Genomic DNA, 26196 nt, shown 5'->3' on the forward strand with positions numbered 1-26196 from the left:
GTAATGAGCAAACAACTGCAAGACGCCTACATCGTCGCCGCCACCCGTACCCCCATCGGCAAGGCGCCGCGTGGCATGTTCAAGAACACCCGCCCGGATGACCTGCTGGTGCGTGCCATCCAGTCCGCCGTGGCGCAGGTGCCGGGACTGGATCCCAAGCTGATCGAGGACGCCATCGTCGGCTGCTCCTTCCCCGAAGGCGCACAGGGCCTGAACATGGCGCGCAATGCCGTGCTGCTGGCCGGCCTGCCCAATACCATCGGCGGCGTCACCATCAACCGCTACTGCGCCTCCGGCATCACCGCCATCGCCATGGCCGCCGACCGCATCCGCGTGGGCGAAGCCGATGTGATGATCGCGGCCGGTGCCGAATCGATGTCGATGGTGCCGATGATGGGTTTCCATCCCTCCATCAACATCAATGCCTTCAAGGATGAGAACGTCGGCATGGCCTATGGCATGGGCCTGACCGCCGAGAAGGTGGCGCAGCAGTGGAAGGTCTCGCGTGAAGCGCAGGACGAGTTCTCGCTGGCCTCGCACCAGAAGGCCATCGCCGCCCAGCAGGCCGGTGAATTCGCCGACGAGATGACCTCGGTCGAGATCGTCGAGCGCTTCCCCAACCTGGCCACCGGCGAGATCGACATCAAGACCCGCACCGTCAGCCTGGATGAAGGTCCGCGCGCCGATTCCAACCTGGCCGCGCTGGCCAAGTTGAAGCCCGTCTTCGCCGCCAAGGGCAGCGTCACCGCGGGCAACAGCTCGCAGACTTCCGATGGCGCCGGTGCGCTGATCATCGTCTCGGAAAAGATCCTGAAGCAATTCAACCTGACCCCGCTGGCGCGCTTCGTCTCCTTCGCCGTGCGCGGCGTGCCGCCGGAGATCATGGGCATCGGTCCGAAGGAAGCGATTCCTGCGGCGCTGAAGGCCGGTGGCCTGACGCAGGACCAGATCGACTGGATCGAATTGAACGAAGCCTTCGCTGCGCAAGCATTGGCGGTCATCGGCGACCTCGGCCTGGACCCGAGCAAGGTCAACCCCATGGGCGGCGCCATTGCCCTGGGCCACCCGCTTGGGGCCACCGGTGCCATCCGTGCGGCCACCGCCATCCATGCACTGCGCCGCAAGAACCTGAAGTACGGCATGGTGACCATGTGCGTGGGCACCGGCATGGGTGCTGCTGGCATCTTCGAACGCGTCTGATCGGCGCCCGCAAGGCCTGATGCAAAAGCCGCACTGCTCACGCCGTGCGGCTTTTTTCATGAACCTTATAAATCATTTATAACATTCATAACATTCAAGGAGACCTGTGCAGATGGATATCCAGCTCACCAAGGCCGATGGCATCCTGACCATCCACTTCGACCGCGAAGACAAGAAGAACGCCATCACCGCCGCCATGTACCAGCAACTGGCCGATGCCTTGAAGGACGCCGAGACCGACAGCGCGGTACGCGCCATCCTCTTCACCGGCAAGCCGAAAGCCTTCTCGGCGGGCAACGATCTGGAAGACTTCCTGAAGAATCCGCCCAAGACCCAGGACGCGCCGGTATTCCAGTTCCTGTGGCAGATCAGCCATGCCGCCAAGCCCATCGTGGCGGCGGTTTCGGGCGTGGCTGTCGGCATCGGCACAACGCTGCTTCTGCATTGCGATCTGGTGTATGCGGCCGACAACGCCAGATTTTCGATGCCCTTCACGCAACTGGGTTTGTGCCCGGAAGCCGCGTCTTCGCTGCTGTTGCCGCATATCGCGGGGTACCAGCGCGCGGCCGAGAAGTTGTTGCTGGGCGAAGCCTTCGGCGCAGACGAAGCCTGCCAGATGGGTGTGGTCAATCGCGTGCTGCCGCTGGAGGAATTGCTGCCCTACGCGCAGCAGCAGGCGGCCAGGCTGGCGGCATTGCCGGCTGCGTCGATCCGGGTGACCAAGCAGTTGATGAAGAAGAACCGCGTGACGGCGACCGAGCAGCAGATGGTGGCCGAGATCGAGCACTTCTCGCGCATGCTGACCGCGCCGGAAGCGAAGGAAGCCTTCACCGCCTTCTTTGAGAAGCGCAAACCTGATTTCACGCAGTTTGCATGAGCGCGCGTGACGGCGGGCCCGCCGCCGTCATTTCCAGCTGCGCTTGCCGGAAGCAATCACCTCCACCGGTTCCGCCCGCTGTTCATACGGATGGCGCAGCACGATACGGCTGGCGAATTTCTCGATGCCGATCTCATCCTCCAGCATGCGCTCCATCAGTTCCTGAAACATCCCGACCGTCGGTATCGGTCGAAGCGGTAGCAGGCATCATGAGTCCCGTCGTCGTGGCTGCGCAGGCATGCGCATTCATCAAAGGCCCACCAGGCCGGCCAGCTCGCGGAAATCCGTCAGCCGGCTCACGCCATAGCCGTCGCAGTACGGTTCGTGGTTGCGATCGATGAAGGCCTTGCCCATGAAACCGAGATCGGCCGCCGTCATATGGTCGTAGCGGAAGCTCGAGGAGCAATGCACCATCTCTTCAGGACCGCAGCCGAGCTGGTCGAACATGTATTCGAAGGCCTGTGCCCGCGGCTTGTAGGCTTGCGCTTCCTCGGCGGTATAGACCGCATGGAAAGGCGCTTTCAGATGCGCCACGCTGTGCGGGATCAGGTCGATCATGGAGTTCGACAGGATCACCAGCGGGATGTGCGGGGCAATCTTTTCCAGGGTTTCCACCACATGCGGATGCGGTTGCCAGGTCGCCACGGCGGCATACACTGCCTGCGCATCGCTGGCGCGGTATTCCACGCCGTGGGCGTGACAGGCGCGCTGGAGGGAGTTTTCGACGACATCGAAGAAAGGCTTCCACGCACCCAGCACTTCATCGAGACGATAGAAGCGGAAGCTTTCCAGGAAGGCGGGCATGCGTTTTTCATCGACGCGATCGGCGAAAAGCCTGCGGGCGGTCGGACCCATTTCAGAGTTGATGAGGGTGCCGTAGCAATCGAAACTGATGAACTTGGGCTTGAAAGTCATTTGGTCAGACTCCTTCGTTGGTGATGGAAGAAGTATGGCTGTCTGCCTCCAACAATTGATGCTTATTGACGTGTTCCCGGAGCAGCTTCTACTTTTCAGCCCAGGGTTTCCGGCATTTTGCACGGCAGCCCTGCGCCGATGCCGGATCGATGCGGGCTAGTCAGCCTGACGTCAGCAATGGCGCCTCCGGAAGCGGATGCGGAGCATTAATGCAGGCTTAATGGTGAATTCAATGAGCATTAATCTGCGTTCATCGAGCGAAGGCCATAATCCATGCGAACCCGTCGCGCCCCATTCCTGCCGGATGACGTGGCCGCTGACTCTCTCATGGAGCCCGTGATGCAAATGAAGTCGTATTGGCTGGATACTTCCCCCTCCTTCGTCACTCAGGCCGACAGCCTGCCCGAGGGTGGCTGCGACGTCGTGGTGGTCGGTGGCGGCATCACCGGCTCGGCCGCAGCGCTGGCCCTGGCGCGCAAGGGGGCCAGGGTGGTGGTGTGCGAGGCGGACATCGTGGGCGGCGCCGCATCGGGGCGCAATGGCGGCATGTGCAACAACGGCTTCGCTCAGGATTACGCCGCGCTGTCACAGCAGCTCGGGACCGAGCGGGCCAATCTTCTCTACCGCGCCTTCGATGCCGGGGTCGATACAGTGGAACGGCTGGTGCGGGAAGAGGCCATCGATTGCCACTTCGACTGGCCGGCCATTCCGGGCCATTTCGGCAGGCCCTGGTTCCTGCCCGTGGTCGGTGCCTGGTATCGGCTCAAGGACTGGTTGCAATGACGCTGGCCGGGCGCATGGCCACCCGGTCACGCCCCGCCCGCTTGGCCTCATACAGCGCTGCATCGGCAAGGGCCATCAGGTTTTCCAGCGCAAGACCGGCGGTGCCATAGAGGCTGACGCCCACGCTGAGGCTCACGGCGTCGGGGGTGGGAAAGGCCTTGTGGGCCACATGCGCAAAGGCTTGTCGCAAGCGCTCGCCGGTCTGCTCGACCTCTTCTTCGCGCACGTTCTGCAAGAGGATCACGAATTCATCACCGCCCAGCCGGGCCGCCAGCGCATCGGCAGGCAAGGCCTCGCGCAGCAGGTCGCTGAAGGCTTGCAGCAGCTTGTCACCGGCTGCATGGCCGTGCAGGTCGTTGACCTGCTTGAAGTTGTCGATATCGATCAGCAGCAGGGCTCCGGGATGCGCCTGACTGGCCTGCGCCAGCAGCACCGGCGCCCGCTCCTGCAGCGCGCGCCGGTTCAACAGCCCCGTCAGCGGATCGCGTGCGGCCAGTTGTCCGATGCGTTCTTCGCGGCGATGGCGCTCGGTGCCGGTCATCGACAGTGCGATCAGCATCACTGCCATCGATCCCTCTACCAGCGAAATCTGGATGAGGGTGCCGCCAAACGCGGCCAGGTCGACGAAGGCGCCCAGCACCAGCGCCGATATCGCCTTGGCCAGATAGAACGCCCCATGCACCAGCAACACATAGCGCAACTGCGCCGCGCCCACGCTCAGGGACGCGCCATGCGGACGCAGCAGGCTGCTGGCACGCAAGGTGAGAGCCGCGATCATCAGCGACTGCAGGCCCAGCATCACGCGCGACCACCAGGCGTGCGTCGGCAGCAGCAACATCAGCAGCCATAGCAGCGCGATGAGCCACCATGCGCGTGAGATGCGGGTGCGCGTGAACCACGCCACCCCGGCCAGAAAGCAGGCATGGGCGGCGATCAGCAGGCCATTGGCGAACCAGATGCCGATCAGCAGATAGCCGCGCGAGCGCAGCAGTGCCAGGAAGGAGCCGACCGTGATGATGGCAAAACCGCTGCTCCACAGCAGCAGCGAGCGCTCCCGCACGCTGACCCATTCGATGGTGAGGTAGAGCGCAGCGGCCGCAGCCAGCGCAATGGTGAGGATGAGCAGAGTGGAGGGGTCGAGAGCCATGACAGGAGCAGCGCCAATTTTGCCGCGCAGGAAAAAACCGCTCCCATTCTAGCCCGCATCACCCGGCGCGGGCGCTCACGCCAGTGCGATCAGTCCTGACCCGATTGGCCCCCGGCCGCTGGCGTGGCAGGCGCTGAGGGGGCGGCGGTGTCGGTGAGCTCTGCCTGTTGCGGTGAGAATTGCGGGAGTTTCCTGTTGATCAGGGGCAAGTTCTGACGTTCGCTGCCATCCGGCATGACGGCCTGCTCGGCCGATAACCAGTTGCCATTGTCTTGTGGCATGAGATTCTCCCAGTGTCGAAAAAGGCGTAAGCAGCCTGCAGCTTGTCTCTTCCATGCCAAGAACTCGTTGATACATCTCAATGGCTCATTGTTTTCACGGTAATTCTTCTCGTTCAATGGATAATACCGGCGACCGCCAGCGGCTCCTTGGTCAGGGATGCTACGGTTCTGCCGCGCCGCTCGGCGGGCAGCGCAGACGGGGACGACGGGATAGGGATGTGAACGACTTCAAGACAGAAACAAACGCCAGAGACCAGGCATCCATACTTGCATTGCGACAACTGATCCGTGCCGACCAGCTGACGGCGGCGCGACATACCGTCATGCTCTCGATCCCGGTGGCCTTCGTGTTGAGCGCGATCTCGACCTTCGTGGCCTGGCACTCGGGCAAGCTGTGGATCGCGCTGGCGTGGCTGGCCTGTGCCACGCTGGTCAATCTGGTGCGCATTCCGCTGTGCCGCCTCTCGCCACAACGCGTGGCGCAGCTGGTGCCATGGATGCACCCGCGCGGCGAGCCGCTCAGCGAAGCTGAGGTCGTGGAACTGAATCTGCGCCTGCATTGGGTGCTGGCGCTGGTCTCGGGCGTCGCATGGGCGGGCATGCCGTGGCTGAGCGAGGGCTACACCACGCCGGAGACGCTGTTCTACCTCACCTGCGTGTGCGGCATCACGGCCGGTGCGGTCACGCACGGGTTTGCCTTCTCCCGCATTCCCATCAGCTTCATCACGCCGCCCTTGCTGTCGGTGATCTTCTGCCTGTTCGCCTTCGAGCGCACGCCGACCCGTCTGGCGCTGGGGACCACTGCGGTGATCTACCTGGCTGGCCTGATTCGCGGCGCCCTCGTCGGCGAGAACATGTTCGCGCGGGCCTGCGCCCTCAAGAATGAAGCGACCACGGCCAACCGGGCACTGGCCGTGGCGCACGAGGATCTGCGCCAGTTTGCCAACCGCATGCAGTACCAGGCCGAGCATGATCTGCTGACCGACCTGCTGGACCGCGCCGGCTTCATGCAGGTGGCTACGCAGGTGATGGCGCGCCACCCGCAGCTATGCCTGATGTTCCTGGACCTGGATGGCTTCAAGGTCATCAACGATGCCTATGGTCACGAAGCCGGTGACCAGGTACTGATCGAAGTGGCGCGGCGCCTGCAGGCCAGCCTGCCTGAGCAGGCCACGCTGGCGCGTCTGGGCGGCGATGAATTCGTGATCCTGTATCCCGTCGGTGCGCATGCGGAGCTTCCCGAGCAGGTGGCGCAGCGGCTCATCGAGGTCATCCGCCAGCCGTTCGCGCGGCTGGCCCATCGCCACATTGGCCTGAGCCTGGGGATCTACCTGTCGCGCGGCGACGATATCAACGAGATGCTGGTTTGCTCGGACGCCGCCATGTATGAGGCCAAACGCCGTGGCCGCAATCAGTTCTACGTCTTCAACGACACGCTGGACGCGCATCTGCAGATGAAGCGAGACGTCGAGCGCGAACTGGCGCAAGCGCTGGCCGATGGTCAGTTGCAGCTCTGGTTCCAGCCCATCGTCCGCGACGGCGGCCTTGCCCTCGATGGCTTCGAAGCCCTGGTGCGCTGGACCCATCCGCGGCATGGGCCCATCGCACCGCCGGACCTCATCGAGATTGCGGCGCTGGCGGGTTTGTCGGAAGAACTGCTGCGCTTCATCATGGGTGAAGTGGCGCAGATGATCCGCTTCATGCAAGACAATGGCCGTGATGACCTGCGGGTGTCGATGAACATCTCGCCGCGCGAAATGGAACGCATCGTCATCGAGGATCTGGTGGTGGCGACCTTGCAGCGCCAGAACCTGCCCGCGCACATGTTGGAGATCGAGATCACCGAAGAGACCGCCATCGACCTGCAGGCCGCCACCGAGACCCTGGCAGCACTGGCCCTGCACGGCGTGAGCATTGCCATCGATGACTTCGGCGTGGGCTATTCCTCGCTGGGTTTCCTGCGTCAGATGCAGGTCTCGCGCGTGAAGATCGATCGCAGCTTCGTCACCGGCCTGGCCGACAAGACCGAGAACCAGGCGCTGGTGTCGGCCGTGCTGCAGCTGGCAGCCTCCTTCGGTTTCCAGGTGGTGGCCGAAGGGGTGGAGAGTGCGCAGGACCTGGCGATTCTGCAATCCATGCAATGTCATGCAATGCAAGGTCACTATTTCGCCGAGCCCATGCCGGCGCACCTGGCGCGCCAGCACGTACTGACATTCGCGCATGTTTGAATGCATGCGTGACAGGTGGCGGAACTAAACTTGAAGCAGATCAAGCTTTGTTCGCTCTGCCTGTTTTGCGGGCATTGCCGCAATTGAGTTCACCTCCGCCTGGAGATATGCTGCGACACAGCAAGCACGCATGAGTGCGTCCGGCCTCATGCGCCCCCTCCAGGAGAACGCCATGTTTCCACCCACGCAGGCCACGCCTGCCGAGCGCTACGGTCAACTCATCCGCGATGCCCTGGGCGCGCAGCCGATGCGGGTCGCCGTCGTCCATCCCTGTTCTGCCGAGGCCTTGCAGGGCGCGCTGGAAGCGCGCGAAGAAGGTCTGCTGGACCCACTGCTGGTCGGGCCTGAAGCCAGGATCCGTCAGGTCGCTGACAAAGCCGGCCTGTCTCTGGCGGGCTTGCAGATCGAGGCGGCCGAACACAGTCACGCCGCTGCGGCGCGCGCCGTCGAACTGGCCGTGCAGGGCCGTGTCGCTGCGCTCATGAAGGGCAGCCTGCACAGCGACGAACTGCTCGGTGCCGTGGTGGCATCCGGCTCCGGACTGCGCACCGAACGCCGCATCAGCCATGTCTATGCCATGGCCATTCCCACCTATGCCAAGCCGCTCATCATCACCGACGCGGCCATCAACATCGCGCCCACCCTGGCGCACAAGCGCGACATCTGCCAGAACGCCATCGACCTGCTGCACGTGATGGGTGTGCCGCGTCCGCATGTGGCGGTGCTGGCAGCGGTTGAGACGGTCAATCCGGCCATGCCCTCGACACTGGATGCCGCGGCCCTGACGGTCATGGCCACGCGCCACCAGATCACCGGCGCGCTGGTCGATGGTCCGCTGGCCTTCGACAATGCCATCAGCCTGCAATCGGCCAGCATCAAGCACATCGAGTCGCCGGTGGCGGGCAGTGCCGACATCCTGCTGGTACCCGACCTCGAAGCCGGCAACATGCTGGCCAAGCAATTGATCTATCTGTCCCAGGCCGAGGCCGCCGGGCTGGTCCTGGGGGCGCGCGTGCCGGTGATTCTCACCAGCCGTGCCGACAGCCTGCGGGTGCGTCTGGCCTCCTCTGCACTGGCGCGCCTGTTCGCCTCGCGCAGCAAGGTACAGGCCGTCGGCAAGGAGGCGCCATGAACCGCTGGCTGCTGACCTTCAATGCGGGGTCGTCGACGATCAAGCTGGGCGTGTTTCGCCTCGATGGCAACAGCGCCAGCAAGATCGGCCACGGCCAGCTCGACTTGCACCTGAGTCCGCTGCGTCTGCGGCTGGAGATCGAGGGTGTGTCCTCGGTCATGGCCATCGATGCCGACCCTGCTGCCTCGATGGACAAGGTGTTGGAACAGGTACTGCATCAACTCGAAGTCGGCCATGAGCAGGGCGCACTCTGTGCGGTCGGTCATCGCGTGGTGCATGGTGGTCTGCACCTGGCGCAGTCCGTCCTGCTGGATGAACGTATCGAAGCGGAACTGGAAGCGCTGGCTCCTCTGGCCCCGCTGCATCAGCCGCAGAACCTGCGCCTGATCCGCGCCATCGCGCGCCTGCGTCCGGGCCTGCCGCAGACGGCTTCCTTCGATACCGCCTTCCATGCCAGCCAGGATGCACTGGCGCGCCGCTTCGCACTGCCGCGCAAGCTGCACGACGAGGGCGTGCTGCGTTATGGTTTTCATGGCATCTCCTACAGTTACATTGCCGCTGAACTGCGCCGGCGCCAGTTGCCCGAGGCGCACGGCAACGTGGTGGTGGCGCACCTGGGCAATGGCGCCAGCCTGTGCGGCATCCAGAACGGCCGCAGCGTCGATGCCAGTACCGGTTTCTCCACGCTGGAAGGCGTGCCCATGGGCACGCGCTGCGGTGCGCTCGATGCCGGCGTATTGCTGTACCTGCTGCAGCAGGGGATGAGCCCGGCGGCAGTGGAAGATTTGCTGTATCACCAGTCGGGCCTGCTGGGGGTCTCCGGCGTGAGCGCCGATGTGCGCACCTTGCAGCAGAGCGGGGAAGTGGCGGCACGCGAGGCACTGGAGTTGTTCGCGCTGCGCTGTGCCGGCGAGGCCGCGCGCCTGGCCACCACCCTGGGCGGCATGGATGCGCTGGTCTTCACGGCCGGCATCGGTGAGCACGACGCCCGCATGCGCGCGGCCATCTGTGCGCGGCTCGACTGGCTGGGCGTGCAGCTCGACCAGAGCGCCAACGAGCAGCATCTCGAATGCATCAGCCACCAGGCCAGCCGCATCCGCGTACTGGTGATTCCGACCAACGAAGAACAGGTCATTGCCGATGACGCGGCAAGACTCATCCACGGGAGCAATCCATGACGACTTCATCTGCCAGCCACGCCCACCATGCCGCCGCCAATCCTGCGGCCGTCGGCCCCGGCAGCGTTCCGCTGTTCTGGCCCATGATGCTGGCCACCGAAGTGTTCCGCCAGGGGCAGGAAGTGGTGGACAAGCATCTGCGTTTTCTCGAAGAAGAAGCCAAGCTGCACGCCACCCATCATCCGCAGATGGCCACCGCCAACCAGGTGCGGTTCAGGCTGCGCACCTTGACCCTGCGTGAATATGGCAAGCCTGCCGACGCCCACGCCCTCCCCACGCTGGTGGTGGCTCCGTTTGCCGGTCACACCTCGGTGATTGCCGATTACTACAAGGGACAAAGCCTGATCGAGACCCTGCTCGCACATGGCGTGCCGCACGTGTTCCTGACCGACTGGCACAGCGCCAGCGAGGACATGAAGGACCTGGAGATCGACAACTATCTGGCTGACCTGTGCGTGGTCATCGACGAACTGGGCGGGCGCGTCAATCTGGTCGGCCTGTGTCAGGGCGGCTGGATATCGGCCATGATCGCGGCGCGCTTCCCGCACAAGGTGCAGCGCATGGTGCTGGCGGGTTCGCCCATCGATGCCGGTGCCGGCGAGGGACCGTTGAAGCAGATGGTGGAGCGTACCCCGATCCGTTTCTACGAAGATCTGGTACGTACCGGCGGCGGGCTCATGCGCGGCAGCTTTATGCTGCAGGGCTGGAAGAACATGCACCCCGACGAGCACTACTTCAACGAACACGTCGACCTGTTCCAGCACATCGACGATCCCGTCTACCTGGCCAAGCGTGAGACCTTTGCGGCCTGGTACGAAACACCCATCGACCTGCCGGGACGCTGGTATCTCCAGGCCATCCGCCAGATCTTCAAGGACAACCTGCTGGCGCGCGGCCAGTACGTGGCACTGGGCAAGACACTCGACCTGCGCGACATCCGCTGCCCGCTCTATCTGCTGGGCGGCGAGCACGACGACATCACCACGCCCGAGCAGGTACTCAACGCGGCGCATCTGGTGGGCACACCGGCGGCGCACATCACGCAGCGCGTGGTGCCGGGCGGGCATATTGGTCTGTTCATGGGAGGGCGCACCCTGGCCGAGACCTGGCCGACGATCGCGCAGTGGCTGGCTGCGCCGCTCAAGGCAGCCTGAGCGGCAGCCTCAGTTAGCGCGGCGGGTGGTCTTGCGGGCGGTGGCTGGTTTGGCCACCGCCTTTTTCCTGGCCGTCGGCGGCGCGGCCTGCACCGGTGCTGCCGCCGCAACGGCGGCCTTGAGGAACCAGGCCAGCACCGACTCGGCGGTCTTGCCGTCGACCATGTGCGGCACGCAGCGATAGGAAAAACTCACGCCTTCGCATAACGCCATCAGCCCGATGGCGATCTCGCGCGGCGGTGCGGCCGGGGCGCTGCCGATCAGGCGGCAGTAGGCTTCGACGAAGCGGGTGATCTGGCCGTAACGCTGCTCCAGGAAGGTGTCCAGATGGGCGCGGAACTTCTCGTCACGCAATGCAATGATGCGTGCTTCCATCCACAAGAGGCTGCATTTGTCATCGCGGTACAGCGCCGAATACTGCACCGCCAGCGCGTCGCGTAGCGCATCGGGTGCGGTCAGCTGGCCGTCGAGGATGCGCTCGAATCCGCGGTCGATGCTTTCCCCCTCGCGGCGCAACAGCTCGAAGAAGAGCTGCTCCTTGTCGTCGAAGTTGGAATAGAAGGCCCCGCGTGAATAGCCGGCCGAGGCGCTGATATCCTCGACGCTGGCCTGCGCATATCCCTTTTGCATGAAAACCGCGTGCGCCGCCTCCAGCAGACGTTCCCGGGTCTGCTCACGGCTTTGCTCGCGGCTGAGTCGTTGGCGTGTCATGGGGCAGGATTCTAGCACTGTCGTATTCAAATACAGTATTGCATCTGAATTCATATGTGCATTAGAATCCCTGAACTTTTGTAAAGAGGCGGACGCGCCGCGATCCGACACTCCTGACACACCCTTTCCCGAAAGGAATGCTGTGAAGCCTGTCTCACGTCCGCGTCCTCTTGCATCCCGTCGCCGCGCCCCGCTGGCGCGCCTGGCGCTGCTGTCCATCCCCTTGACCCTGATGCTGTCGGCCTGCAGCAAGCCCGCGCCGGTCGCCGATGCGCCGCGCGAAGTGGTGGTATTGCAGGCGCAGGAGCGCGGCAGCAACCAGCCGCTGCACCTGCCGGCCGAAGTGCAGTCGCGCTACGTGACCTCGCTGTCCTTCCGCGTCGCCGGCCAGTTGGTGGAGCGCCGCGTGCATCTGGGCGATACCGTGCGCAAGGGTCAGGTCCTGGCCCGTCTTGATCCTGCCGATGCCGACCAGAACGCCGCTTCGGCCCGCGCCGAACTGGCCGCCGCCCGCCTGCACCTGGAAGCTTCCGAGAAGCAGTTGCAGCGCGATACCGCCCAGGCGGCCGAGCAGTTGATCAGCGCCCAGCAACTGGAGCAGAGCCAGGATGCGCACGCTGCTGCGCTCGCGCAGTTCAAGAGCGCGCAGGCCCGCGCCTCCGTGGCCGGCAACCAGAGCGATTACACCACGCTGGTGGCCCGGCATGATGGCGTGATCAGCGCCGAACAGGCCAATACCGGCGACGTCCTCGGTGCCGGGCAGCCGGTCTATTCACTGGCCTGGTCGGGTGCGGTGGACGTCGTGACCGACGTGGCCGACCGCCAGCTGGCCGGTCTGCAGCCCGGTGCGGCCGCCGAGGTCACGCTGGCGGCACTGCCCGGCAAGACCTATCAGGGCCGCGTGCGTGAAATCAGCCCGGCTGCGGATCCGCAAAGCCGCACCTTCCGTATCAAGCTCACCCTGGAACAGCCTGATGCCAATGTGCGCCTGGGCATGACCGGCGAAGTGCGGATCACCCCCGCCGCCACGGCGCAGGGTCAGGTCCTGCTGCTGCCGGCCACGGCCTTGTTCCATCAGGGTGGCAAGCCGGCGGTGTGGATCGTAGGTGGCGACGGCAAGCTGGAACTGCGTCCCGTAACGGTGGCCGCTTATGGCGAGCGCAGTATTTCGCTCTCGCAAGGTGTAGGCACCCATGACAAGGTGGTGGTGCAGGGTGTGCATACCCTGACCGTGGGCGAGAAGGTCAAGCCGGTCGCGCCCCTGCACGCCGAGGACTTTGCCCTATGAGCGCGCCCGGCCGTTTCAATCTTTCTGCCTGGACCCTGCAGCATCAGGCGCTGGTGACGTTCATTCTGGCGCTGGTGACCCTCTTGGGTGTTGGCTCCTATTCCCGCCTCTCGCAATCCGAAGACCCGCCGTTCACCTTCAAGGTGATGGTGATCCAGACCGACTGGCCGGGCGCCACCGCGCGTCAGGTGCAGGAGCAGATCACCGACCGCATCGCGCGCAAGCTGCAGGAGACGCCGGATGTCGATTTCCTGCGCAGCTATTCGCGCCCCGGCCAGTCGCAGCTGTTCTTCACCATCAAGGACACGGCCCCGGCCTCGCAGGTACCGCAGACCTGGTACCAGGTGCGCAAGAAGGTCGGTGACATGGCGGCCCACCTGCCGCAGGGCGTCAAGGGCCCTTACTTCAATGACGAGTTCGGCGACGTCTACACCAACATCTATGCCCTGGCCGGCGACGGCTTCACCCCTGCGCAACTGCGCGACTATGCCGACCAGCTGCGCGGCGAACTGTTGCACGTGCCGGGCGTGGGCAAGATCGATTACTTTGGTGAGCGCCAGGAACACATCTACATCGACATCGGCAACACCCGCATGACGCACCTGGGCATCAGCCCGCAGCAACTGGCCGATGCCATCGGCGGACAGAATGCCGTGGTGCCGGGCGGCCTCATCACCACCGGCAACGACCGTATCTACGTGCGACCCACCGGCCAGTTCGACAACCTGCGCGCGCTGGAAGACAAGCTCATCCACATCAACAACCGCAACTTCCGCCTGGGCGACATCGCCACCATCACGCGCGGCTATGACGAACCGCAGGAACAGGAAATGCGCGCCAACGGCCAGCCCGTGCTGGGCATCGGCGTGACCATGCAGCCCGGCGGCGACGTGATCCGCCTGGGTAAGGCGCTGGACGAGCGTACTGAACAATTGCGCAAGCGCCTGCCCGCAGGCCTCACGCTGACGGCGGTTTCCAGCATGCCGCACGCGGTGGAGAAGTCGGTGGATGACTTTTTGGAAGCGGTGGCCGAGGCGGTGGCCATCGTGCTGGTGGTCAGCCTGGTTTCGCTGGGCATCCGTACCGGCATGGTGGTGGTGATCTCGATTCCCATCGTGCTGGCGGTGACCTCGCTGTTCATGTATCAGTTCGATATCGGCCTGCACAAGGTCTCGCTGGGCACCCTGGTGCTGGCGCTGGGACTGCTGGTGGATGACGCCATCATCGCGGTGGAAATGATGGCGGTCAAACTGGAACAGGGCTGGAACCGCCGCCGCGCCGCCGCCTTCGCCTATACCAGCACGGCCTTCCCGATGCTGACCGGCACCCTGGTGACGGTGGCGGGCTTCCTGCCGATTGCCCTGGCCAAGTCCGGCACCGGTGAATACACGCGCTCCATCTTCGAGGTCTCGGCCATTGCGCTGTTGCTGTCCTGGCTGGCAGCGGTGGTGCTCATTCCGCTCCTGGGCTATCACATGCTCAAGGAAAAACCGGGCACGCTCACCGATGAACAGATCGCCGCCAATCCGCACGCCGGCCACGATGAGGAAGACCACGACCATCCCATCTACCAGACCCGCATCTATACCTGGCTGCGCCGCGCGGTGGCCTGGTGTGTGGCCTTCCGAGGCCGCGTGGTGATTGCCACCACGGTGCTCTTCATCGGTTCGCTGGCCGCCTTCACGCTGGTGCCGCAGCAGTTCTTCCCCAGCTCCGACCGGCCCGAACTGCTGATCGACCTGCGTCTGCCCGAACGCACCTCCTTCGAGGCCACTCAACGCGAAGCGGTGCGCATGGAAGCACTGCTCAAGGGCCGTCCGCAGATCGATCACGTGGTCAGCTTCGTCGGTGTCGGTGCGCCGCGCTTCTACCTGCCGCTGGACCAGCAACTGGCCAGTGCCAACTTCGCCCAGTTCGTGGTCACGGCCAAATCGGTAGAGGACCGCGAAGCCCTGGCGCGCGCCCTGGAAGAGCCGCTGCGCAAGCAGTTCAGCGGGGCGCGCACGCGCCTGACACGACTGGAGAACGGCCCGCCGGTCGGCTTCCCGGTGCAGTTCCGCATCAGCGGCGAACAGATTCCCAAGGTGCGTGCCATTGCCGAACAGGTGGCGGCCGAATTGCGCAAGGAGAGCCGCGCCACCAATATCCAGTTCGACTGGGATGAACCGGCCCAGCGTTCGGTCTCCTTCGAGATCGACCAGAAGCGCGCCGGCGAACTCGGCCTGAGCAGCCAGCAGATCGCCAATTTCCTGGCCATGCAATTGTCGGGCTTCACGGTGACGCAATATCGCGAGCGCGACAAACTCATCAGCGTCGACCTGCGTGCCCCGCGCAGCGAGCGCGTCGATCCCGCGCGCCTGGCCACGCTCTCCATGCCCACGGCCAACGGACCGGTGCCGCTGGCCGCGCTGGGCCAGTTCCACAACACGCTGGAATACGGCGTCATCTGGGAGCGCGACCGCCAGCCCACCATCACGGTGCTGGCCGACGTGCGCGCCGGGGTGCAGGGCATCGACGTCACCAATGCGGTCAATCGCAAGCTTGATGCATTGCGTGCCGAGTTGCCGGTGGGATACCGCATCGACGTGGGCGGGCCGGTGGAAGAAAACGCCAAGGCGCAATCCTCGATCTCGGCCCAGATGCCACTGATGATCATCGCGGTGCTGCTGTTGCTGATGGTGCAGCTGCAAAGTTTCGGCCGCACCCTGATGGTGGTCATGACCGCACCGCTGGGCCTCATCGGTGTGGTCGGCGCGCTGCTGCTGTTCGGCCAGCCGTTCGGCTTCGTCGCCATGCTGGGCACCATCGCCATGCTGGGCATTATCATGCGCAACTCGGTGATCCTGGTGGACCAGATCGAGCAGGACATCGCCGCAGGACGTGGCCGTTTCGATGCCATCGTCGGCGCCACCGTGCGCCGCTTCCGCCCCATCACGCTGACCGCGGCCGCCGCCGTGCTGGCGCTGATCCCGCTGTTGCGTAGCAACTTCTTCGGCCCCATGGCGACCGCCCTGATGGGCGGCATCACCATTGCCACCATCCTGACCCTGTTCTACCTGCCGGCGCTCTATGCGCTGTGCTATCGGGTCAAGCCGGATGAAACCCATCACCGCGACCACGCCGCGCAAGGGAGTCACTGATGAGCGCCGTTCGTTTGATGTTCGCCCCGCGTACGCTGACGCTGGCTTGCGCGCTGCTGCTGTCGGGCTGCGCACTGGGTCCGGCCGGCGATGCACCCGCCATGCCGCAGCCGGCGCACTATGCGGCCGAGGCCACGCCGGCCACGCTGGGCCCGCAGGAAGCGCGCCAGATCTTCGTGCTGGGCCAGCGCGCAGTACCGCAATGGTGGCGCGCCTATGGCTCGCCGCAACTGTCGGCCTGGGTGGAGGAAGCTTTGCGCAGCAATCATTCGCTGGCCCAGGCGGACCGCAATCTCGCCAGCGCCCGCCTGCAATTGCGCGCGCAGATCGATGAATCGCTCTGGCCCACCATCGATGCGGTCGGTCAGGCCCAGCGCCAGCGTGCCCTGGGGTTGCCCAATCTGGGGCCGACCACCAATCTGTACAACGTCTTCGCCGGCCAGATCAGCGCCAGCTATACCTTCGACCTGTTCGGCGTGGAGCGCTTCGCCAATTCGGCGCTGGCCGCTCAGGTCGATGCGCAGTCCTACCAGTTCGATGCGGCGCGCCGGGCGGTGGCGGCCAATGTGGTCATCAGCGCCATCAACGCTGCTTCGCTGCGCGCGCAGGTGGAACGCACCGAGCGCCTGGTGGCGCTGGCCGATGCCGATGTGGAAGAGTTGCAGCGCCGTCTGGCGCTGGGTGCGGTCTCCGGTGATGAGGTGCTGTCCGCCCGCGCCAGTGCGCAATCGCTGCGCGCCAGCCTGCCCGGCCTGAAGGCGCAATGGCAGGGTGCGCGCCATGCGTTGGCCGTACTCATGGGTCGCACCCCGGATGCCGCGCCGCCCGATCTTGATATCGCCAGCCTGAAGCTGCCAGAGCAGGTGCCCATGACAGTGCCTTCGGAACTGCTGCGCCAGCGGCCCGATATCCTGGCCGCCGATGCCGCGCTGAAGGTCGCGGCCGCCCAGCAGGCGCTGGCCACGGCCGAGATGTTCCCCCGGCTTTCGATCAGCGCATCGTTCGGCCAGTCCGGGTTCTCGTGGGCCAAGGCCACCAGCGGTGCCGGTGCGGTATGGGGATTGGGCGCGTCGCTGACGCAGCCGCTGTTTCATGGCGGCGCGCTGCGGGCCAGGCGCGATGCGGCCGGCGAAAGCTATCTGGCGGCCGAAGCCAATTATCGCCAGACCGTGTTGAATGCATTCCAGAATGTGGCCGATAGCCTGGTCGCCCTGACCCAGGATGCCGATGCCCTGCAGGCCTCGGCAGCGGCGCGCATGGCTTCCGAGCAGGGCTGGCGCAACGCGCAACGCCGCGCACAACTGGGGGCCTATCCGGCCAGTGCCACCCGCGCCGGCGAACGCCAGTATCTCAATGCCAGCCTCAGCGAGATTCGCGCCACGGCCAGCCGCCTGAGCGCTACGGCCACGCTGTTCCAGGCCATGGGTGTGGGCCTGGAAGAGGTGCCGGCCGCGCCGTCACGGCCAGCGCAGCCCTGAGGCGGGGATGCCGGTCAGCCCTTGCTGGCGCCGAAGGTCAGCCCGGCCACGAACTGTTTCTGCATCACGAAGAACAGGATCACCGAGGGCAGCGCCGCCAGGATGGAACCGGCCGAGACCAGGTTCCAGGCAGTGGTCCATTGCCCGCGCAGCGCGGCCACGCCCACCGTGATGGGCGCCACGTCATCACCCTGGGTCAGCACCAGCGCCCAGAAGTAATCGTTCCAGACGAAGGTGAAGACCAGCACCGCCAGGGCCGCCAGTGCCGGGCGGATCAGCGGCAGCACGATGCGGTAGAACACCGTCCATTCGCTGGCGCCCTCGATGCGCGCCGCCTCGATCATCTCGAAGGGTAGCTGCTTGATGAAGTTGCGCAGGAACAGCGTACAGAATCCGGTCTGCATGGCGATATGGAACAGCATCATCCCGGTGATGGTATTGAACAGACCCAGCGACAGCGTAAGGTCGCGCACCGGAATCATCAGGATCTGCTGCGGTACGAAGTTGCAGGCCACGAAGGTGGCAAAGAGCAGCGTATTGCCCCGGAACTGGTAGGTCGACAGCGCAAAGCCGGCCATGGCCGCTAGCGAGATGGCGCCGATCACCGAGGGAACGGTGATGAGGCAGCTGTTCCAGAAGTAATGCAGCATCGGCGAAGCGGTCAGCGCCTCGCGGTAATTGTCCAGCATGGCGAAGTCCTGCGGCCAGCCCCAGTAGTTGCCGGCCATCAGTTCATCGTTGGAGCGCATCGAGGTGACCAGCGCGGTCAGCATCGGCAGCAGCCAGATCAGCAGCGCCACCGGCAGCGAGGCCCGGTAGAGCGCGCGGTTGATGGGCTTCCATTTTTCTATCGGCATGGGAAACATGGCGATCCCTCTTCTCTGTCTGAATGTTTAGCGTTTAGCGTTCAGCGCGCAGCATGCGGCGCAGCTGATAGATGATGTAGACCAGCATGATGGCAAAGAGCGTCACCGCCACTGCGGCCGAATACCCCTGGCGGTAATACTTGATGGCCTGGTCATAGGCGTAGTACGCCAGCACGGTGGAACTCTCGTAGGGACCGCCGCTGGTCATCACGGAAATCAGGTCGAAGCTGCGCAGTGCACCGATGATGCTGACCACGAAGGCCATGAAGGTGGTCGAACGCAGTTGCGGCAGGATCACGTAGCGCAGCATGGTCCAGCCTTTCGCGCCTTCCATGCGTGCCGCTTCGACCTGATCGTGGTTCAGCGCCGTCAGACCGGTAAGGAAGAGGATCATGCAGTACGCAGTCTGCGGCCACAGCGCGGCGAAGATGATGCCGAAGGTGGCATAGCGCGCATCACCCAGCACCGGCACACCCTCGCCCAGGAACAAGGACAGCAGGCCGAAGCTGGGATCATAGAACCAGCTGTAGATCAGCCCCACTACCACGCCCGAGAGCACGAAGGGCGCGAAGAACAGCGACTTCACCACGCGCATGCCGCGCACCTTCTGGTTCAGGTAGAGCGCGATGACCAGGCCCATGGGCGGGGCCAGCAGGAACATGAGCAGCCACAGCACGTTGTTCTTCAAGGCCGTGTAGAAGGTCGGCGCATGGAACAGTTCGATGTAGTTGGCCAGGCCCACGTATTTGGGGTCGGTCATCCCATCCCAGCTGAAGAAGCTGAGATAGATCGTATAGAAAATCGGGTACAGCACGTAGACCAGCGTCATCACGCAGGCCGGCGCCAGGAACCAGAAGGCCGCGCGATTGCGGCGGGCGGCACTGCGCTGCGGGCCGGTGACCGGCGTGGCAGCCGATGGGCTCGCGGGCGGCTGCGCGGCGGAAGTGGGCGCTAGCATGGCGGGGGTCTCCTTCTTTTTCGGCGGGGCATTGCCGCGGCCTGGCAGCGGCAATGCCCCGGATGGACTGCCTGGACGAGCCAGGCATCAACGACGATCAGGACTTCTTGTAGATGCGCTTGCGGCTTTGCTCCAGCTCGTTGAGCACGTCATCGATCTTGGCCGGATCGCTGACGAACTTCTGCATGCCCTTCATGCCTTCATCGGCCATTTCCTTGGTCATGTCGCGATCATAGAACTGCGAAATGCCGCCCTTGGCATTGGAGAGGATCTCGAAACCGATGCGCGAGATCGGATCGGCCGGGGCCGGCGACTTGCTGTTGGCCGGCAGCGAACCCAGACCATCGGCCAGCTTGGCGCTGATGGCAGGGGTTCCCACGAAGGCGATGAAGCGGTGGGCATCGGCCTTGTTGCGGGCCTTGGCCGGGATGTGGATGGATTCGGTCGGACCTTCTTCGGCCGTCGGCACATTGGCATCGATGATGGGGAACTGGAAGTAACCCATCTCCGGTGCCAGCTTGGCCGGGAAGCCCTTGGCGATGAAGGTGCCCATCAGCATCATGGCCGCCTTGCCCTGGAACAGGAAGGGTTGCGCGCCATCCAGGTCATACGACAGCGCATTGTCGATGAAGTACTTGTTGTCGATCAGGCTCTTCCAGGCGGTGTAGACCTTCTTCACGCGCGGGTCGGTGTAGGCGATGTCGCCGGCCATCAACTGCTGGTGGAAGGCATTGCCGTTGATGCGCAGGTCGAGATAATCGAACCAGCCGGCCAGGGTCCACGCATCGCGGCCACCCACGGCGATGGGGGCGATACCGGCGGCCTTCAACTTCTTGCAGGCATCCAGGAATTCATCCCAGGTCTTGGGTTCGCCGGCGATGCCGACCTTCTTGAACAAGTCCTTGCGATAGAACATGCCCCAGGAGTAATACACGGTCGGGGCCGAATACTGCTTACCCTGCCAGGACGAGGCTTCCTTGGTGGAAGCGTAGGTGCTGTCCCAGCCGTTCTTCTTCCAGTCCTCGCTCAGGTCTTCCAGCAGGCCGCGGCTGGCATAGAAGGCCATGCGTTCACCGTTGTGCCAGTTGATGATGTCCGGGGCCTGGGTCGAGAGCCAGCCCGGCAGTTGCACCTTGTAGGCTTCTTCTTCGATGAAGGACACCTTGACGTCCACGTCCGGGTTGGCCTTCTTGAATTCATCCACCGTGGATTGCCACACGTTGCGCTGTACCGCGCCCTTGTAGGCGATGTTGACGGCCAGTGTGCCTGCCACGGCGGCGGCGCTCCAGGCGGCGGATGCGGCCAGGCAGCCGGCGATCACGGTCATGCGAATCATCTTTTTCATTGTTGTCTCCGAATGTTTGGTTCAAACAGCTGGTGTCTATGGATAGGATCTGTATGGTTCTTGCACGCTTTCTTGCGCAGGTTCTTTGCCTGCTTGCGCAGCGGCGGCCGCAGCCGCCGTGCTGTCTTCCCGAGTGAGGCTGGCGTCCTTCTTATCCTTGCTTGCGACGATAGATGGCCACGCCCTGCGGCTCCAGCGCCGCCTGTCCGACCAGGAACTGCGCGCCCTCTGCGTGCGGCAGCTGGATCGGCGCGTCGCTGTAGTTGAAGGCGAACTGCAAGCCGCCGCGCTGCTGCAACCGCAGGCCTTCGGGCAGGCGTTGCGGCGCCAGTCCGGCGGCACGTGCCACGGCTTCGAAGTAGCCCGTGGTCAGCCCGGCATCGAAGATGCCGGCCAGGTAATGCGCGCGGTCCTTTTGCACGATTGCCGGATGGCCGTCACCAAATTTCGCGATAGTTTTCAGGCCTTCGCCATCGGCTTCGATCAGGTCACGCCAGTAGCGGGCCTGACCCTGCACCGTGCCGAACTGCACCGTCTCGCTGACATTGGGGCGCAGCGATTCGACGCGCCACACCCGCATCGGCAGCAGTTGTTGCAGCGGGCCCGGCGGCAGGGTCGAGGGGATCTGCAGCGAGGGGGTCTTGGAGCCGCTGCGCGGACCGAACACCACCTGCGCACCGCTTTGCGCGATGCGGCCCGGCAGGTCTTCCGGCACGATGGGCAGCGGCGGCACCACGATCATGGCATAGCCCTGCAGGTCGGCGTTGAGGGGGACGATATCCACGTCGAGGCCGAGCGAACGCAGGGTCGAGTAGTAGTCGAAGGCGAAATGCGCATACTCGAAATCGATGCCCTGGAAGTGGATTTCGAAGAGCCACTTGGCATCGTAATCGAACAGCAGCGCCACCTTGCCGCGCGGCTGGGCCAGCGCGCCGTTGGCGTTTTCCACCGCGATGATTTCCTGGGCCACGCGTTCGGCCTCGGTACCGCCCACGTCCAGCCGATTGTCCGGGCGGTTAAGTCCCGCATGCAACTGTTCTTGCGCGAACGGGCACTGGCGCCAGCGGAAATAGGAGACGCAACCGGCACCATGCGAGAAGGCTTCCCAGCTCCACAGCCGCACCATGCCCGGCAGCGGGGCCGGGTTCCAGTGCGCCCAGTTCACCGGACCGGGCTGTTGTTCCATCACCCAGAACGGCTTGGCCGACATGCCGCGATAGAGGTCATGGTTGAAGCTGGCGAAATCCGGATGGCCGGTGCGCAACCAGCGGGCCTTGGTTTCGGCGTCGTACCACATCACCTCCAGCGCACCCAATGGATAGCTGTCCCAGGTGGCCACGTCGAGATCGGCGGCCACCGGATAGTGATCGAACTCCAGGAACATCTGCATGAAGTTGTGCACCATCAGCCGGCCCGGCGAGAGCGGGCGCAGGATCTCGACCTGCATGCGGTTGTAGCGCACCACTTCGTCGGAGGCAAAGCGACGGTAGTCGAGACGATGCGAGGGATGCGCCTCGGTCACGGTGCCGATGGGCGCATCGATCTCGTCGAAGCTGCGATATTCCATGCTCCAGAACACCGTGCCCCAGGCCGCATTGAGCGCCTCGATGCTGCCATAGCGCTGGCGCAGCCACTGGCGGAAGCGGCGCTGGGCCGAGGGCGAGTAGCTGACCACGGTCTGGTGGCAGCCGTATTCATTGTCGAGCTGCCAGGCGGTCACCGCCGGATGCTGGCCGTAGCGCTCGCCCAGCAGGCGCACGATGCGCTGCGATTCTTCGTAGTAGGAGTCCGAGGAAAAATCGTAATGACGACGCGAACCGAAGCCGCGTTCGCGGCCGTTGGCATCCACCGCCAGCACGTCGTCATGACGATCGATGAGCCACTTTGGGGGCGTTGCGGTCGGGGTGCACATCACCACCTCCAGACCATGCCTGGCCAGCACCTCGATGGCGCGGTCCAGCCAGTCCCAGCGCAGGTCGCCGGGCGAGGGCTCGATGCGGCTCCAGGCGAATTCGCCGATGCGCACCTGCTTGATACCGAGCGCCTGCATGCGCTGGGCATCGCTTTCCCAGAGGGACTCGGGCCAATGTTCCGGGTAGTAACAGACTCCCAATCGTAACGACATGATCGTGGTTCCTTAGCGGTAGTGAAGCGTGGAAAGAGGAGGGGCGGCGACAGTGCCTGTTCAGGCTGCGGCGGCCAGGCCCGGATGAACCTGCGTGCGCGCCAGCGCCATGCCGTCCTGGTCGAACAGATAGGCGCAGGCGGGCGCAACCGACACGCGCAGGCGCTCGCCGCGCGCAATGCGGGCGTCGCCGGGGGCCTTGGCCACCAGCGGCTGGCCGGCCGGTTCGTCCAGATGCACATAGGTCTGTTCGCCCAGGCGTTCCACCAGCATCACCTCGCGGGTGATGCCGTACTGGCCCTGGCTGCCGATTTCCATGTGCTCGGGGCGCACGCCCAGGGTCACCTGCTGGCCCGGCTGCACCGCGCCCTTGGCAGCCACCAGCAGTGTTTCCTCGCTGTGCTGCAGGCGGATCAGGATGCCGTTCTCCTGCGCACTCACCACCTGCGCGGGCAGGAAGTTCATGCGCGGCGAACCGATGAAGCCGGCCACGAAACGATTGCGCGGATGGTGATACAGCTCCATGGGTGCGCCCACCTGGGCGATGCTGCCGAAGCGCTGGGTATCGGCACCGGCATGCAGCAGCACGATGCGGTCGGCCAGGGTCATCGCTTCGACCTGATCGTGCGTGACGTAGACCACGCTGGCCTGTTCGAACTGGCGATGCAGGCGGGCGATCTCGATGCGGGTCTGGCTGCGCAGGGTGGCGTCCAGGTTCGACAGCGGTTCGTCGAACAGGAACACGCCCGGACGCCGCACGATGGCGCGCCCGATGGCCACGCGCTGGCGCTGGCCGCCGGAGAGTTCCTTGGGCTTGCGCTGCAGCAGTTCTTCCAGTTGCAGGATGCGGGCGGCCTCGCGCACCTTCTGTTCGATCTCGGCCTTGGGCAGCTTGGCCAGGGTCAGGCCGAAGCTCATGTTTTCATACACCGTCATGTGCGGGAACAGCGCATAGCTCTGGAACACCATCGCTACCGAACGCTGCGCCGAGGGCACATCATTGACGCGCTTGCCACCGATGAAAAGATCGCCGCTGGTCAAATCCTCCAGCCCCGCGATGCTGCGCAGTAGCGTGGATTTGCCGCAGCCGGACGGACCGAGGAAGACACAGAATTCATGTTCGCCAATGTCGAGGTCGACATTGCGGATCACCGGCGGTGCGTCGCCGTAGGCTTTTTGTGCTGCACGCAAGCTGATGCTGGCCATCACGTTTTCCTAACAGAAATGGATTGCGGGGCAGGGCGCCAGGAGGCAGATGCAGCCTCAGGTTAAGCGCTTAATCAAGTGAGCCAAAAAAAAGATCGCCTGAGTTTCCTGTGTGCAATCGGAGGGTTGTCTCCACGTCGTTGTTCTGAGCGTGTTGCCGTCTTTGGTTGGCAAATATTTTGGCTGATCATACCCATCTTGCATGCCCCACGCAACAACAATCCTGTAACCGGACCCTGCCAGCTTTTTGTCAGGAAACGCCTCTGCGGCCGCGTAAACTGTTTCGCCATTTCCGCCGGACGCGGCTGCCGACGAACCTGCCATGGCAGGGCGCGCGCGTTGACAAGCCAGGCATAAGCGGTTTGAATGCGAGGGCCTCCAATTCCATGCACCCATGACCACCTTATCCGAAGTTGCCCGTCTGGCCGGTGTCACCTCGGCCACTGTGTCCAACGTCTTGCGCCAGCGCGGCAAGGTTGGCGAGCAGACACGCCAGCGCGTGCTGGAAGCGGTCGCCCAGCTCGGCTATCGTCCGCACCTCACTGCCCGTGCCCTGGCCGAGGGACGCGCGCCCACGCTGGCACTGGTGGTCTCCAGCATTGCCAACCCCTTCTATCCGGAATTCGCACTGGCCGCCGAGCGCGCGGCGCGCGAGCGTGGCCGTTTCCTGATCGTCTGCAATACCAATGACGATCCCGATACCGGTCGTGCCTATCTGGACCAGATCGCCGGCACGCTCTCGGACGGCGTACTCATCATGAACGCCAACCTGCCCATGGATGAGTTGAAGAAGACCGAACAGCGCGGCGCACCGGTGGTGCTGTGCATGTGGGAAAAACCCGATGCACCGCCCGAGCTGCCCTGCATCGCGGTGGATTTCTTCGCGGCCGGGGCGATCGCTGCGCAGCACCTGCTGGGGCTGGGCCATCGCCACATCGGTGCACTGGTCGGCAGCAAGAAGAGCGGCATCCATGCGGAACGCTATCGCGGCTTCGTGGAGGCCTGTGCTGCTGCGGGCGTGAAGCACACCCTGCAGAGCGCCCGCTATATCGGCGATACGGTCGAGGCGGGCTACCAGGCCGCCATGGCGCTGCTACGCGAGGAGCCGCAACTGACGGCGATCTTTGCCAGCAACGACCTGCCCGCGTTGGGCGCCATGAATGCCGTCGCCGACCTCGGCCTGAACGTGCCGCGCGACATCTCCGTGATCGGCATCACCGATATCCAGTGGGCGCGCGTCTCACGGCCGGCCTTGACCACCGTGGCGGTGCCCACCGCGGAAGCAGCACGCATGTCCATCGACCTGCTGCTGGCCCTGATCGAGCGCCGCAGCGCTTCGCCCGTGATGCGCGTGACGGCCACGCCGCAACTGGTGGAACGCGCCTCCACGGCGGTGCCGCGCAAGCGCAAGCGCAAGCGCTGAAGGCCGGATCAACGCCGCTGCAAGCTTTCCAGATAGGCGCAGAACATGTCGGCCATGGCTTGGCCATAGGCACGTATTTCTCTCGCCGGTGGCGTGCCGCGCGAGAGATGTTCCCCCGCCGTGGTGAGGGTGGTCATGAGCAGTTCGCCGGCGCGCTTGCGCTTTGGCGCAGTGACCCCGGGCAAGGCCTCCCGCATGAACTGCGCGATGATGCCATCCCAGGCATGGCGCATGTCCTCGGCCTCTCTGGCATCACGATAGAGCGGGGCGGCATCGGCCAGCGCCATCCTGATCCGGGCTTCCTCGAATTCGCTGCGCAGGAAGGCGTGCACCAGTTCGCGCAAGCGCTGGTGCGGCGGCTTGCGCGCGTCCTGCAACAGCTCGCGCACCATCTCCGTGGTTTGCTGCCATTCATCGGCCTGCAGGCGAAACAGGATGGCGGCCTTGTTGGGGAAATACTGATACACCGATCCCACGCTCACCCCCGCCCGCTCGGCCACGCGCGCCGTGGTGAAACGCGGTGCGCCCTCACGCAGCAAAACCTGAACAGCCGCCTCCAGGATGGCCGCCACCAGTTCGGTGGAACGGGCTTGCCGGGGTGTCTTGCGCAGGGAAATCTCAGGGCGGCGTGGCTTGCTCATGGCATCGAATGAAAAGAGAAAAGACGGAATCGAAATGCGACTAGGAAACCTGACGGATCAGTCGCATACTGAAAAACGACGGGATGTGACGAATTCGTCGCATTCTACTGCGTAGCGCCG

General features: G+C 64.4%; 20 protein-coding genes and 2 pseudogenes. 11 read left to right on the forward strand and 11 right to left on the reverse strand.

The window, feature by feature from the left end; all coding sequences use genetic code 11:
- The first annotated feature begins 3 nt into the window (after window positions 1-3).
- Entirely contained in the window at window positions 4-1200 is a 1197-nt protein-coding gene (locus AACH55_RS01100) for an acetyl-CoA C-acyltransferase (RefSeq protein ID WP_338717559.1), read from the forward strand.
- Between the two features lie 112 nt (window positions 1201-1312).
- Entirely contained in the window at window positions 1313-2077 is a 765-nt protein-coding gene (locus AACH55_RS01105; protein ID WP_338717560.1) for an enoyl-CoA hydratase, read from the forward strand.
- 27 nt (window positions 2078-2104) lie between these two features.
- Here AACH55_RS01105 and AACH55_RS01110 read toward each other — a convergent pair whose 3' ends face one another.
- Both AACH55_RS01110 and AACH55_RS01115 read right to left on the reverse strand, forming a co-directional pair.
- Window positions 2105-2248, reverse strand: coding sequence for an AsnC family transcriptional regulator (locus tag AACH55_RS01110; RefSeq protein WP_338717561.1), 144 nt, complete (start codon window positions 2246-2248; stop codon window positions 2105-2107).
- Between the two features lie 78 nt (window positions 2249-2326).
- Window positions 2327-2992 carry a haloacid dehalogenase type II gene (locus tag AACH55_RS01115; RefSeq protein WP_338717562.1) on the reverse strand — a complete coding sequence of 222 codons (666 nt, stop codon included), beginning with the start codon at window positions 2990-2992 and terminating at the stop codon, window positions 2327-2329.
- A gap of 339 nt (window positions 2993-3331) precedes the next feature.
- Here AACH55_RS01115 and AACH55_RS01120 point away from each other — a divergent pair.
- A pseudogene (locus AACH55_RS01120) lies at window positions 3332-3679 on the forward strand (FAD-dependent oxidoreductase); the annotation flags it as partial.
- A gap of 76 nt (window positions 3680-3755) precedes the next feature.
- Here the strand turns inward: AACH55_RS01120 and AACH55_RS01125 are convergent.
- A complete protein-coding gene (locus AACH55_RS01125) occupies window positions 3756-4922 on the reverse strand; it encodes a GGDEF domain-containing protein (protein WP_338717563.1) in 1167 nt (388 codons plus the stop codon).
- An 89-nt stretch (window positions 4923-5011) separates the two neighbouring features.
- Entirely contained in the window at window positions 5012-5203 is a 192-nt protein-coding gene (locus AACH55_RS01130) for a hypothetical protein (protein WP_338717564.1), read from the reverse strand.
- Window positions 5204-5475: 272 nt separating this feature from the next.
- On the opposite strand from AACH55_RS01130, the gene AACH55_RS01135 reads away from it, so the two are divergent.
- The 4 genes and pseudogenes from AACH55_RS01135 to AACH55_RS01150 all read left to right on the forward strand — a co-directional run bounded on the left by AACH55_RS01135 (window position 5476) and on the right by AACH55_RS01150 (window position 10895).
- Entirely contained in the window at window positions 5476-7431 is a 1956-nt protein-coding gene (locus tag AACH55_RS01135) for an EAL domain-containing protein (RefSeq protein ID WP_338717565.1), read from the forward strand.
- A 202-nt stretch (window positions 7432-7633) separates the two neighbouring features.
- A pseudogene (locus AACH55_RS01140) lies at window positions 7634-8563 on the forward strand (bifunctional enoyl-CoA hydratase/phosphate acetyltransferase); the annotation flags it as partial.
- On the forward strand, window positions 8560-9741 hold the full coding sequence (locus AACH55_RS01145) for an acetate/propionate family kinase (protein ID WP_338717566.1): 1182 nt from the start codon (window positions 8560-8562) through the stop codon (window positions 9739-9741). The pseudogene AACH55_RS01140 and the gene AACH55_RS01145, both read left to right, overlap by 4 nt.
- Window positions 9738-10895, forward strand: a complete 1158-nt coding sequence (locus AACH55_RS01150) for an alpha/beta fold hydrolase (protein WP_338717567.1) — start codon at window positions 9738-9740, stop codon at window positions 10893-10895. Before AACH55_RS01145 ends, AACH55_RS01150 begins: the two co-directional genes overlap by 4 nt.
- A gap of 9 nt (window positions 10896-10904) precedes the next feature.
- On the opposite strand, the gene AACH55_RS01155 is transcribed toward AACH55_RS01150, so the two are convergent.
- A complete protein-coding gene (locus tag AACH55_RS01155) occupies window positions 10905-11606 on the reverse strand; it encodes a TetR/AcrR family transcriptional regulator (RefSeq protein ID WP_338717568.1) in 702 nt (233 codons plus the stop codon).
- 232 nt (window positions 11607-11838) lie between these two features.
- Between AACH55_RS01155 and AACH55_RS01160 the strand changes: the two genes are divergently transcribed.
- From AACH55_RS01160 to AACH55_RS01170, 3 genes are read left to right on the forward strand one after another with little or no spacing between them, the layout of a single operon-like run.
- Window positions 11839-12894, forward strand: a complete 1056-nt coding sequence (locus tag AACH55_RS01160) for an efflux RND transporter periplasmic adaptor subunit (RefSeq protein WP_338720433.1) — start codon at window positions 11839-11841, stop codon at window positions 12892-12894.
- Window positions 12891-16034: an efflux RND transporter permease subunit gene (locus tag AACH55_RS01165; protein WP_338717569.1), complete on the forward strand. Its 3144-nt coding sequence runs from the start codon at window positions 12891-12893 to the stop codon at window positions 16032-16034. The genes AACH55_RS01160 and AACH55_RS01165 overlap by 4 nt, the downstream gene beginning before the upstream one ends.
- Entirely contained in the window at window positions 16034-17512 is a 1479-nt protein-coding gene (locus AACH55_RS01170; RefSeq protein ID WP_338717570.1) for an efflux transporter outer membrane subunit, read from the forward strand. The genes AACH55_RS01165 and AACH55_RS01170 overlap by 1 nt, the downstream gene beginning before the upstream one ends.
- Window positions 17513-17526: 14 nt before the next feature.
- On the opposite strand, the gene AACH55_RS01175 is transcribed toward AACH55_RS01170, so the two are convergent.
- The 5 genes from AACH55_RS01175 to ugpC form a co-directional block, all read right to left on the reverse strand.
- Window positions 17527-18378, reverse strand: coding sequence for a carbohydrate ABC transporter permease (locus AACH55_RS01175; protein ID WP_338717571.1), 852 nt, complete (start codon window positions 18376-18378; stop codon window positions 17527-17529).
- Between the two features lie 34 nt (window positions 18379-18412).
- A complete protein-coding gene (locus AACH55_RS01180; protein WP_338717572.1) occupies window positions 18413-19336 on the reverse strand; it encodes a sugar ABC transporter permease in 924 nt (307 codons plus the stop codon).
- Window positions 19337-19433: 97 nt separating this feature from the next.
- Window positions 19434-20681, reverse strand: a complete 1248-nt coding sequence (locus AACH55_RS01185; protein ID WP_338717573.1) for an extracellular solute-binding protein — start codon at window positions 20679-20681, stop codon at window positions 19434-19436.
- A 151-nt stretch (window positions 20682-20832) separates the two neighbouring features.
- A complete protein-coding gene (locus tag AACH55_RS01190; RefSeq protein ID WP_338717575.1) occupies window positions 20833-22806 on the reverse strand; it encodes a beta-galactosidase in 1974 nt (657 codons plus the stop codon).
- Window positions 22807-22866: 60 nt separating this feature from the next.
- Entirely contained in the window at window positions 22867-24012 is a 1146-nt protein-coding gene (gene ugpC / locus AACH55_RS01195; RefSeq protein ID WP_338717576.1) for a sn-glycerol-3-phosphate ABC transporter ATP-binding protein UgpC, read from the reverse strand.
- A gap of 394 nt (window positions 24013-24406) precedes the next feature.
- On the opposite strand from ugpC, the gene AACH55_RS01200 reads away from it, so the two are divergent.
- Complete coding sequence (locus AACH55_RS01200) at window positions 24407-25435, forward strand: LacI family DNA-binding transcriptional regulator (protein ID WP_338717577.1); 1029 nt, start codon at window positions 24407-24409, stop codon at window positions 25433-25435.
- Between the two features lie 8 nt (window positions 25436-25443).
- On the opposite strand, the gene AACH55_RS01205 is transcribed toward AACH55_RS01200, so the two are convergent.
- Complete coding sequence (locus tag AACH55_RS01205) at window positions 25444-26076, reverse strand: TetR family transcriptional regulator (RefSeq protein WP_338717578.1); 633 nt, start codon at window positions 26074-26076, stop codon at window positions 25444-25446.
- Between the last annotated feature and the right edge of the window lie 120 nt (window positions 26077-26196).

The sequence above is a fragment of the Herbaspirillum sp. DW155 genome, assembly GCF_037076565.1.
In the GTDB taxonomy this organism is placed as follows: domain Bacteria; phylum Pseudomonadota; class Gammaproteobacteria; order Burkholderiales; family Burkholderiaceae_D; genus Herbaspirillum.